Origin of the sequence: Phocaeicola dorei (assembly GCF_013009555.1) — a bacterium.
In the GTDB taxonomy this organism is placed as follows: Bacteria; Bacteroidota; Bacteroidia; order Bacteroidales; family Bacteroidaceae; genus Phocaeicola; species Phocaeicola dorei.
In genome coordinates this window covers 4,027,384-4,038,650 of record NZ_CP046176.1, presented here as the reverse complement: position 1 = coordinate 4,038,650, position 11,267 = coordinate 4,027,384, and the positions used below count along the sequence as shown (strand labels likewise).

The following is an 11,267-nucleotide window of genomic DNA, read 5'->3' as shown; positions in this document are numbered from 1 at the left end:
TACAGAAATTACAATGAAAAACAACAGATAAAATGAAGAAGACTTTTTTTAAATCTTTGGCTGGTATTGCGGCCGTAGCTTTTGCCGTATCATGTACAGCACCGGTTCCAAAGTATAAAATGGTAATAGTTGATGCTCCTTTTGCTATGGAACCCATCAAAGAATGTGTTTTTCCCGAACAAGATTTTTCCATTGTGGATTATGGTGCGGTGAAAGGTGGGGAAACAGTGAATACGGAGGCCATCGCCAAAGCCATAGCAGCTTGTAATAAGGCCGGAGGAGGCCGTGTGGTTATTCCTGAAGGGGAATGGTTGACAGGACCTATTCATTTTCAAAGTAATGTAAATCTTCATTTGGAAGAAAATGCCATATTACGCTTTACAGATAATCCTTCTGATTATCTGCCTGCTGTGATGACTTCATGGGAGGGTATGGAATGTTACAACTATTCTCCGTTGCTGTATGCTATGGATTGTGAGAATATTGCTATTACCGGAAAAGGAACATTGGCTCCTATTATGGATACTTGGAAAATCTGGTTCAAGCGTCCTAAACCTCACATGGATGCTTTGAAAGAGTTATATACGATGGCTTCTACCGATGTACCTGTAGAACAGCGTCAGATGGCAAAAGGAGAAAATCATCTTCGTCCTCATTTGATACATTTCAACCGGTGTAAAAATGTGCTGCTGGATGAATTCAAGATTCGCCAGAGTCCTTTTTGGACTATACATCTTTATATGTGTGATGGTGGTATCGTACGTAATCTGGATGTAAAGGCTCATGGTCATAACAATGATGGAATTGATTTGGAAATGAGCTGCAACTTCTTGATAGAGAACTGTGTGTTCGATCAAGGGGATGATGCTGTGGTTATCAAGGCAGGGCGTAATCAGGATGCATGGCGTCTGAATACTCCTTGTGAGAATATTGTGATACGCCATTGTGATATTTTGAAAGGACATACTTTACTGGGAATCGGTAGTGAAATGTCTGGTGGTGTACGGAATGTGTACATGCACAATTGTACGGCTCCCGATTCTGTATTCCGTCTTTTCTTTGCTAAAACCAATCATCGCCGTGGCGGATTTATTGAAAATATCTGGATGAAAAATGTGAAAGCGGGAAAGATGCAACGTGTACTCGAAGTGGATACGGATGTGCTTTACCAGTGGCGTGATTTGGTACCTACCTATCAGGATAGCATTACATTCATCAACGGACTTTATATGGATAGTGTGACTTGCGACCGTACCGAGGCTGTTTATGATTTGAAAGGCGATGCCCGTCTTCCTATCAAGAATGTGGAAATAAGGAATGTGACTGTGGGTGAAGTTACAAAGTTTGTGAAGAATGTGGTAAATGCGGAGAATGTGGTGGAGGAAAATATAATTTACAAGGAGAAACAAGATAAACAATGAAAACACAAAAAAAACTATGGAGTGCTTTAGCTGCTCTGTGTGTGGCAACTGTAACGGTTGCCCAACCGGCCTACAATTATTCTAAACTGCAAAAAGAACAGTTGGGGCGTGGCGTTGTGGCCATTCGTGAAAATCCATCGGAGGTAGTGGTGTCGTGGCGTTACCTGTCTTCCGATCCGATCAATACTTCTTTCAATGTATATAGAAATGGAGAGAAAATAGCGGAAGTCCCCAATTCTACAGGTACTTTTTATCGAGATACTTACTCGGGTAATGAAAAAGCGGTATATACTGTAAAACCGATGATAAATGGGGTTGAAACAGGTAAGTTGAATGGAAATTATACTTTGCCGGCTAATGCTCCGTCTGGTTATATCGATATTCCTCTGGACAGGCCGGCAGAAGGTGTGACTCCTTCGGGACAAAAATACACCTATAGTCCTAATGACGCATCTATAGGTGATGTGGACGGCGACGGTGAATATGAGATTATTTTAAAGTGGGATCCTTCTAATGCACATGACAATGCTCATGACGGTTATACCGGAAATGTTTATTTTGATTGCTATCGTCTTACAGGAGAAAAATTGTGGCGCATTGACTTAGGGCATAATGTCCGTGCCGGAGCACACTATACTCAGTTTATGGTGTTTGATTTGGATGGAGATGGTAAGGCGGAAGTAGTCATGAAGACTTCTGATGGAACAAAGGATGGAAAAGGAAAGATAATAGGTGATGCCAAGGCTGATTACCGTGAACCGGGTATCACAGACGGAAATTCCCATGGAAATACACCTCGTAACCAAGGACGTATCCTGACTGGTAACGAATACTTGACTGTATTCAACGGACTGACAGGAGAAGCGATGAAAACAATTGATTATGTTCCGGCTCGTGGTAAATTGACCGACTGGGGAGACAACCGTGCCAACCGCAGTGACCGTTTCCTTGCTTGTGTAGCTTATCTGGATGGAGTACATCCCAGTGTGGTGATGTGTCGTGGATATTATACCCGCGCTGTGCTGGCGGCATTCGACTGGGATGGCAAGAACTTGAAACAACATTGGGTGTTCGACAGCAATAATCCGGGGTGTGGAGACTATGCCGGGCAGGGTAACCATAATCTTCGCGTAGGCGATGTGGATGGTGACGGATGTGATGAAATAATTTATGGTTCTTGTGCTATTGATCATGATGGAAAAGGATTGTATTCTACCCGTATGGGGCATGGAGACGCTATGCATCTAACACAATTTGCTCCCGGATTAAAAGGTTTGCAGGTTTGGGATTGTCATGAAAATAAGAAAGATGGTTCCACTTTCCGTAATGCGGCTACGGGTGAAGTGTTGTTTCAGGTGAAAAGTAGTATAGATGTAGGTCGGTGTATGGCTGCTGATGTTGATCCGCGCAATCCGGGAGTGGAGATGTGGTCATCCGATTCAAAAGGAGTACGTAATATAAAAGGTGAAGTGATTCGTTCTGACCTCAAGAGCTTTTCAGTCAATATGGCTGTATGGTGGGATGGAGATTTGCTTCGTGAGTTGCTGGATAAAAACAGGATAACCAAGTATGATTGGGAAGACGATGTATGTCGTCCGTTAATGATATTTGATGGAACGGATTCAAATAATGGTACGAAGTCCAATCCTTGTTTGCAGGGAGATATAATAGGTGATTGGCGTGAGGAGGTGCTGCTCCGTACGGAAGATAATTCGGCACTTCGTCTGTATGTGTCGCGGATACCGACTGAATACCGTTTTCATACTTTCTTGGAAGATCCGGTGTATCGTATCAGTATCGCTACTCAAAATGTGGCATACAACCAGCCTACCCAGCCTGGTTTTTATTTCGGACCGGATTTGAAAGAGGGGATATTTAGAGGTTATGAATTTAAAAATAAATAAAGACTATATACCATGAATCTGAAAACATTAAGTATGATGGGCGCTCTGTTGCTGCTGGCAGGAACGGGTGCGAATGCGCAAAAGAAGAAAGAAGTACTGAATGATTCGAATACGCCGTTACACTTGTTGCAACCTGCATACAAAGTGCCTTACGGTATGCTCACTACAGAGGAGATAAAGGCCGATATGGATCGTGTCCTTCGTTATTTGGAAAAGAATACTCCGACTCGTGTCGTTGATAAGAATACAGGTAAGGTTATTACGGATTATGCCAATATGACGGCTGATGCACAGCTGGAACGAGGTGCTTTCCGTCTGGCAAGTTATGAATGGGGGGTGACTTATTCAGCTATGTTGGCTGCTGCTGAGGCTACAGGGGATCAGGCTTATTATAAATATGTAACAGATCGTTTTCAGTTTCTGGCCGAGGTTGCTCCACACTTCCGTAAAGTATTGGAAAAGTATGGAACTGTAGATCCGCAAATGAAACAAATTTTGACTCCTCATGCATTGGATGATGCCGGGGCGGTGTGCGCGGCTATGGTCAAGGTGCAGATGAAGAAAAATTCACCGGAACTTAAGCCGTTGATTGATAATTATATGGATTTTATTGTGAATAAGGAGTATCGTCTTGCTGATGGAACATTTGCCCGTACCCGTCCACAACATAATACGTTATGGTTGGACGATATGTTTATGGGTATTCCACCGATAGCTTGGTATTCGTGTATCGCAGGTGATAAACAACAGGCCTATTTGAGCGAAGCTGTACGTCAGATATTTCAATTTGCAGACCGTATGTGGGTTCCCGAGAAGAAACTTTTCCGTCATGGATGGGTGGAAGGTATGCAGGATCATCCTGCTTTCCATTGGGGACGTGCCAATGGTTGGGCGTTGTTGACTATGTGTGAGGTATTGGATGTGTTGCCGGAGGATTATCCTCAGCGCGATAAAATTCTAGATCTGTTCCGTACTCATGTACGTGGTCTTGCTGCATGTCAAAGTGGTGAAGGTTTCTGGCATCAGTTGCTGGATCGTAATGATTCTTATCTGGAAACTTCAGCCACGGCTATTTATGTATATTGCTTTGCTCATGCTATCAATAAAGGATGGATTGACGCTATGGCATACGGACCGGTGGCACAGTTGGGATGGCATGCCGTAACGACTCAAATCAATGCGGAAGGTCAAGTAGACGGAACTTGTGTAGGAACAGGTATGGCTTTTGATCCGGCTTTTTATTATTATCGTCCGGTCAATGTATATGCTGCCCACGGTTATGGTCCGGTACTTTGGGCGGGTGCTGAGATGATTAATATGCTGAACAAACAACATCCTAAAATGAATGACAGCGCCGTGCAGTATTACCGTACGGAACAAAAGACTTCAGAACCTATTTTCCATGTAATGGATGGTGGAGCTAAATAAGAAAAAAACAGAACTTAAAAAAAGGAGGAAAATACCATGAAACGTGAAGCTTTTAAGATGTTCTTGAAGCCGGGCTTTGAGAAAGAGTACGAAAAAAGACATGCGGCTATTTGGCCGGAATTGAAGAAAATGTTATCTGATGGAGGAGTATATGATTACTCCATTTATTGGGATAAGGATACTAATATTCTGTTTGCCTGTCAGAAGACAAAAGGAGATGAGTCTTCGCAAGATATGGGGGCCAATCCCATTGTACAGAAATGGTGGGATTATATGGCGGATATCATGGAAGTAAATCCGGATAATTCTCCGGTAACCATCCCGCTGCCTGAAGTCTTCCACATGGACTAAGATAAAAAAGAGTGTATCGATTCATTTTGATACACTCTTTTTTTATACCTTTGCAGGCACAACAACACTATGATGAATGATATGAAAAAACACATCTATACTTTATGGGCATTCTTTATTCTTTTCAGTCAGAGTATTGCCGCATCAGTCGAGGTGCGTTCTACTCATATGACTACGGGAGATGGAGTCGCCAATAACTCAATTCGATATATATATCAGGATAGCAAAGGCTTTATCTGGATGGGAACGTTGAATGGGCTTAGTCGTTATGACGGGAATTCGTTTGTGACTTTTCGTCCTGAGGGCGGAAATAAAATTTCGTTGATAGACCATCGGATTCGCGATTTGGAAGAAGATAAAAATGGTTTCTTGTGGATTGCGACTTCTGCCGAGTTGTTTAGTTGTTATGATCTGAAGAAAGATTGCTTTGTTGATTTTACCGGTTGTGGGGAATATAAACAACTGTATAGCTATAAGATGACTGACCGTGAAGGTAATGTCTGGTTATGGCAGGATGGAAACGGGTGTCGTAAAGTGACTTATATGAATGGTGGGTTTACATCTATAGTTTTCAAGAAAGAAAATAATAATCTCCCTTCTAATAATGTTACTTATATATCTGAGGATGAACAAGGAAGAATATGGATTGGTAGCCATGACGGTATAGCTCAAGTGGTAGAGGACAAGGCAGTATTGGTGGAAGAAAATCATGATGCTTCCAAGATGATGTCTTTTGGTAAAGATGTTTTTTTTCTTTCGGGAACAGGAACAATTTCGTTGAAGAGAGAAGGAGAGGATAGCCGTATTGTTACTCGTTTAGGTGAAGGTAGTAAAGTATATAGTACCATGCGCTTGCAAAACGATTGGATTGTTTTTACGGAAGATGGCAGTTATGTCTTCAATTTGAAAACTCATCAGGTAAGTTTGGATACGGAACTGAATATAAAAAAAGGACAAGTTCAGATTGACAACCGGGGGAATTTTTGGATTTATAATCATACGGGTAAGGTATGGTATGTCAATGCCAAGACCAGATTTGTCAAGTCTTTCCAACTGATTCCGGCTGATAAAGTAAATTATATAGATGAGGAACGTTACCACATAGTTCATGATTCTCGTGATATAGTTTGGATTTCCACTTATGGTAACGGTTTGTTTGCTTATGATTTGGCAACTGATGAATTGCAGCATTTCGAATCCAATATTAATGGATTCAGTCATATCACTTCAAATTTTTTGCAATATATTATGGAGGATCGTGCCGGTGGTATTTGGGTTAGTTCGGAATATACGGGTATTTCTCGTCTTTCGGTCTTGAATGAAGGAGCTGAGCGTATTTTTCCTGAAGATGAAACTTTATCAGACCGTTCAAATACCGTGCGTATGATCAACCGTATGCCTGATGATAAGATTTGGTTGGGTACCCGTCGTGGAGGATTGTATATTTATGACCCTCATTTGAAAACTATAGAGAGCAGTCGTTATTTTGATTCTAATATTTATGCTGTTGAGGAAGGGGCTGATGGTAGTATTTGGTTGGGGAGCCGTGGAAACGGATTGAGTATTGACGGAAGATGGTACACTTATCACTCGGATGATCCTCTGTCTATTGGAAATAATAATATCTTTACTCTTTACCGGGACCGAAAGAATAGAATGTGGATAGGCACTTTTGGCGGTGGATTGAATTTGGCGGTTAAGGAAAAGGATAGGTATGTATTCAAGCGGTTTTTGAACAATTTTTATAGCCAGCGTCAGATTCGTGTGATACAGGAAGACAATAATGGATGGATATGGGTGGGTACTAGTGCTGGGGTTTACATATTTAATCCTGATTCGTTAATGAATGATCCGGATAACTATATTACTTATAATTATAATAACGGTAAGTTACGTAGTAATGAAATAAAGTGTATCCATCAAGATAGTAAGGGTCGGATATGGGTTGGTACTTCAGGAAAAGGATTCAGTATGTGCATGCCAGAAGGTGATTACAGAAACTTGACTTTTGAGCATTATGATGGAAGTGATGGGTTGGTAAATAGTATGGTGCAATCTATTGTTGAAGACAGGGAGGGCAAACTTTGGGTTGCGACGGAATATGGTATTTCTCGTTTTGATCCGGATACGCATGCTTTTGAAAATTTCTTTTTTTCAGCATATGCGTTGGGGAATGTTTATAGTGAGAACAGTGGTTGTGTGAGTAAGGATGGTAAACTGATGTTTGGTTCTAATTATGGATTAGTTGTTATCACTCCCGGCAAAATTGTGAATAATTCTACTGTAACTCCTATGGCAGCTTTTACCAATCTTCGAATTAATGGTATTGCTATGCGCCCAGGCGATGTGGATTCTCCGTTAGGCCGTTCGTTGATTTATACAGATGAAATTGAGTTGAAATATTTCCAAAATTCTTTTGTCATAGATTTCTCTACATTTGATTATTCCGGAACGAATAGTACTAAATATACGTATCGGTTAGATAATTATGATAAGGAGTGGAGTATACCGTCTTCGTTGAATTTTGCAGCTTATAAGAACCTGGTACCCGGTACTTATAAATTGCGGGTGAAAGCTTGTAATGGGGTAGGTGTGTGGGGAGATAAAGAAACGATTTTGAAGATTATCGTTGTTCCTCCTTTTTGGAAAACTACTTGGGCTTTCTTTATTTATGCTATTTTGATAGGGGGGGCGTTATACATCACTTTCAGACTGATGCGTGACTTTAATACTTTGCGTAATCGTATACAGGTGGAGAAACAGCTGACAGAGTATAAATTAGTTTTTTTCACGAATATCTCTCATGAGTTCCGTACTCCCTTGACTTTGATACAAGGAGCATTGGAGAAGATACAGCGTGGTGGTAAAATCCCTAAAGAAATGGCTTATTCATTGAAGGTCATGGATAAAAGTACCCAGCGTATGTTGCGTCTTATCAATCAGTTGCTGGAATTCCGTAAGATGCAGAATAATAAACTGGCCCTTTCTTTAGAGGAAACGGATGTCATGGCTTTCTTGTATGAAATTTTTCTGAGTTTCAATGATGCTGCTGAGTCTAAGAATATGGATTTCAAGTTTTTGCCATCTGTAGCCTCTTATAAGATGTTTATCGATAAGGGTTATTTGGATAAAGTGACTTATAATTTATTGTCTAATGCTTTCAAATATACGCCCAGTGGTGGAAAAGTGACTTTTTCTGTGACGGTAGATGAAGCAAGGAAACTGTTGGTCATATCGGTAGCCGATTCCGGTGTAGGCATTCCTAAAGAGAAGCGTAATGAGTTATTTAAGCGTTTTATGCAAAGTAGTTTTTCGGGTAGTAGTGTCGGAGTCGGCCTGCATTTGACACATGAACTGGTGTGTGTGCATAAAGGTACGATAGTGTATACTGAAAATGAAGGTGGTGGGTCTATATTTACAGTCAGTTTGCCTACTGATATTTCTGTTTATGAGGAAAAAGATTTCCTGATTCCCCATAATGTGTTGCTGGAAGAGGAGGAAGTACATCATGCGGCTGTTCTTGCAGGAGAAATATCGGCGCAAGAAGGGGAAGTGGAACTTCCATCTGCACCACTTAATAAGCGGAAAGTACTTATTATAGAAGATGATAACGATGTACGTGAGTTTTTGAAAGAAGAAGTGGGACAATATTTTGAAGTTGTGGCCGAGGCGGATGGTCCGTCTGGATTGGAACGTGCACGTACGTATGATGCTGATTTGATAATCTGTGATGTGTTGATGCCGGGGATGACAGGGTTTGAGGTAACCCGAAAATTGAAAAATGATTTTGATACAAGTCATATACCTATTATTTTATTGACAGCTATGAGTTCTGCCGAAAGTCATTTGGAAGGTGTGGAAAGTGGTGCGGATGCATATATTACTAAGCCTTTTAGCCCGAAACTACTGTTGGCACGCGCTTTCAAACTAATAGAGCAACGTGAGAAATTACGTGAGAAGTTTTCGAATGATCCGAATATGGTACGACCGGCTATTTGTACCTCTGATAAGGATAAAGAATTTGCTGACAGATTACAGGTGGTTATGGAACAACAGATTGGTAATGCTCAGTTTACGATTGATGAGTTTGCTTCGATGATGGGATTGGGACGAACCGTTTTTTATCGTAAGATACGTGGGGTGACGGGATATTCACCCAATGAATATATTCGGATTATTCGTATGAAGAAGGCGGCAGAACTGTTGTTGGAAAATCGTTATACGGTAGCTGAAGTTTCTTATAAAGTAGGTATTAATGATCCGTTCTATTTTAGTAAATGTTTTAAGCAACAATTTGGTGTGGCACCTTCTGTTTATTTGCGTGGAAAGGAAGAGTCCGGGATACAGGATACAGAAAATAAGGACTGATGAAAAACTTTTCTTAAATAAGAAGGTCAATCGAGAATAATATAGAATAGAATCGGTTGACCTTTTTGCTTTAATGGACTATATTATTTAGTATGGCTTGAGACTGATTTTAGTCAGTACTTTGCGACTTACAATATATAGTATCCATGTACAAGCAGAAGCGGTAAGTAATGCTGCTATTTGTCGAGTGGTGTCAGATATATCTAGAGGCAGAGACGCTCCAAGCCACCAACCTGCCAAGGCTGCGGTAACAGTAAGTAAGGCCATAATGATGCTTACTCCTAAGATGAACATTATTCTTTTCATAAATGGTTTAAGTTTGATTCAATATTAAATAAATGCTATTTCAAGTCAGTTTGTTCATGATTATATAAAAAATCGTGAGTAAAAGGGATGTAAATTAAAAAAGGAGTATCCTCTTCCAGAGGATACTCCTTTTTTATGTAGGAATGATAAATCTTACTGATTAACTCTTTTTTCCTGAATTCTAGCTTTCTTGCCAGTAAGAGCACGTAAATAGTACAATTTAGCACGACGAACTTTACCAACTTTGTTAACAGTGATACTGTCGATAGCCGGAGATTCGATAGGGAAAATACGTTCAACACCTACAGTTCCAGACATTTTACGAACGGTGAAACGTTTTTTGTCACCATGTCCAGCGATTTTGATAACAACACCACGGTACAACTGTACACGTTCCTTGCTACCTTCAACGATACGGTATGCCACTGTAATAGTATCACCAGCTTTGAATGAAGGATGCTGTTTGCCAGTAGCAAATGCTTCTTCAGCAATTTTAATTAAATCCATTTTTTTTGATTTTAAATTGTTTATCGTTACCAACGCAACATATCAAGTAACTCTTCTTTGACAGCGATTGCGCGAAAGCGGTGCAAAATTACTAGATTTTTGTCATACAGCCAAATTAAATTCAACTATTTTTTCATCTGATATCGTTGGTTGCAACTTCTTTTTTAACTACATTTGGGCAATAAACAACTAATAAACATGAAACCAAACCGAATTATGTGTATGATTCCGGCAGGAATAGCAGCCGGGATTTTTATGTTTTCAAGCTGTCACTCAGGGTATTCACTGGCATCAGTTGAGGGAAACAGGATAGAAGTGACAGCAGCTTTGGATGCTAACCCGGATTCCACTGCAATCGCTATTTTGACTCCGTATCAAAAAACGGTTGATAGTATTATGTCACCGGTCATAGGACAAAGCGCTCGTTTTATGGATCGCTTTCGTCCTGAAAGTGAGTTATCCAACTTGGTAGCGGATATTTTACGTTGTTCTGCTTCTGCATATATAGGCCGCATAGCCGACGTGGGGGTGACGAATATGGGCGGACTACGTACGGCTTTGCCCGAGGGGGATATAACTTACGGTAATATTTATGAAATAACTCCCTTTGAAAATACATTGTGCATTGTTACTATGAATGGTTCTTTGCTGCGCGAACTTTTTGAAAATATAGCAGCTGTGCATGGTGAGGGATTAAGTGGTGCTTGCCTTGAAATTTCTGGAGATGGAAAATTATTGGATGCTACAGTAGCCGGAAAAGAAATTGAAGACTCCAAAGAGTATAAAGTGGCTACCTTGGATTATTTGGCTGAGGGAAATGACCATATGACTGCTTTTGCTAAAGTAGGCGATGCGGATAAATTGCTGCCTGAAAAGGCCACAGTGCGTCAGTTGTTTCTGAACTATGTGAATGAGCAGACTAAAGCAGGGAAGAAAATAGACTCAAAGATAGAAGGAAGAATTACCGTTAAAGAATAAACAG

The 11,267-nt window shown here is 40.6% G+C and carries 8 protein-coding genes; 6 read left to right on the top strand and 2 right to left on the bottom strand.

Annotated features, from left to right (window positions below; all coding sequences use genetic code 11):
• Window positions 1–32: 32 nt before the first annotated feature.
• From GKD17_RS16960 to GKD17_RS16940, 5 genes are all read left to right on the top strand, one after another.
• Window positions 33–1,421, top strand: a complete 1,389-nt coding sequence (locus GKD17_RS16960) for an alpha-d-galacturonidase (RefSeq protein ID WP_007831594.1) — start codon at window positions 33–35, stop codon at window positions 1,419–1,421.
• Window positions 1,418–3,325, top strand: coding sequence for a rhamnogalacturonan lyase (locus GKD17_RS16955; RefSeq protein ID WP_007831596.1), 1,908 nt, complete (start codon window positions 1,418–1,420; stop codon window positions 3,323–3,325). Before GKD17_RS16960 ends, GKD17_RS16955 begins: the two co-directional genes overlap by 4 nt.
• Window positions 3,326–3,337: 12 nt before the next feature.
• Window positions 3,338–4,753 (top strand): glycoside hydrolase family 88/105 protein, encoded by a 1,416-nt coding sequence (locus tag GKD17_RS16950; RefSeq protein WP_007831598.1) that lies wholly within the window; start codon window positions 3,338–3,340, stop codon window positions 4,751–4,753.
• 36 nt (window positions 4,754–4,789) lie between these two features.
• Complete coding sequence (gene rhaM / locus GKD17_RS16945; protein ID WP_007831600.1) at window positions 4,790–5,104, top strand: L-rhamnose mutarotase; 315 nt, start codon at window positions 4,790–4,792, stop codon at window positions 5,102–5,104.
• An 81-nt stretch (window positions 5,105–5,185) separates the two neighbouring features.
• Window positions 5,186–9,472 carry a hybrid sensor histidine kinase/response regulator transcription factor gene (locus tag GKD17_RS16940; RefSeq protein ID WP_032935580.1) on the top strand — a complete coding sequence of 1,429 codons (4,287 nt, stop codon included), beginning with the start codon at window positions 5,186–5,188 and terminating at the stop codon, window positions 9,470–9,472.
• An 87-nt stretch (window positions 9,473–9,559) separates the two neighbouring features.
• On the opposite strand, the gene GKD17_RS16935 is transcribed toward GKD17_RS16940, so the two are convergent.
• Together GKD17_RS16935 and rplS are read right to left on the bottom strand one after the other, a co-directional pair.
• The gene (locus GKD17_RS16935) at window positions 9,560–9,778 is read right to left on the bottom strand and encodes a hypothetical protein (protein WP_007831604.1); all 219 of its coding nucleotides are present in this window, start codon (window positions 9,776–9,778) and stop codon (window positions 9,560–9,562) included.
• 153 nt (window positions 9,779–9,931) lie between these two features.
• On the bottom strand, window positions 9,932–10,285 hold the full coding sequence (rplS, locus tag GKD17_RS16930; RefSeq protein ID WP_005841919.1) for a 50S ribosomal protein L19: 354 nt from the start codon (window positions 10,283–10,285) through the stop codon (window positions 9,932–9,934).
• 198 nt (window positions 10,286–10,483) lie between these two features.
• Between rplS and GKD17_RS16925 the strand changes: the two genes are divergently transcribed.
• A complete protein-coding gene (locus GKD17_RS16925) occupies window positions 10,484–11,263 on the top strand; it encodes a 5'-nucleotidase C-terminal domain-containing protein (RefSeq protein WP_007839506.1) in 780 nt (259 codons plus the stop codon).
• Window positions 11,264–11,267 lie beyond the last annotated feature (4 nt).

Coding starts and splice junctions, on each gene's coding strand:
- GKD17_RS16950 (WP_007831598.1), top strand. CDS start 3,338: ATGAATCTGAAAACATTAAGTATGATGGGCGCTCTGTTGCTGCTGGCA.
- GKD17_RS16935 (WP_007831604.1), bottom strand. CDS start 9,778: ATGAAAAGAATAATGTTCATCTTAGGAGTAAGCATCATTATGGCCTTA.
- GKD17_RS16940 (WP_032935580.1), top strand. CDS start 5,186: ATGAAAAAACACATCTATACTTTATGGGCATTCTTTATTCTTTTCAGT.
- rplS (WP_005841919.1), bottom strand. CDS start 10,285: ATGGATTTAATTAAAATTGCTGAAGAAGCATTTGCTACTGGCAAACAG.
- GKD17_RS16955 (WP_007831596.1), top strand. CDS start 1,418: ATGAAAACACAAAAAAAACTATGGAGTGCTTTAGCTGCTCTGTGTGTG.
- rhaM (WP_007831600.1), top strand. CDS start 4,790: ATGAAACGTGAAGCTTTTAAGATGTTCTTGAAGCCGGGCTTTGAGAAA.
- GKD17_RS16925 (WP_007839506.1), top strand. CDS start 10,484: ATGAAACCAAACCGAATTATGTGTATGATTCCGGCAGGAATAGCAGCC.
- GKD17_RS16960 (WP_007831594.1), top strand. CDS start 33: ATGAAGAAGACTTTTTTTAAATCTTTGGCTGGTATTGCGGCCGTAGCT.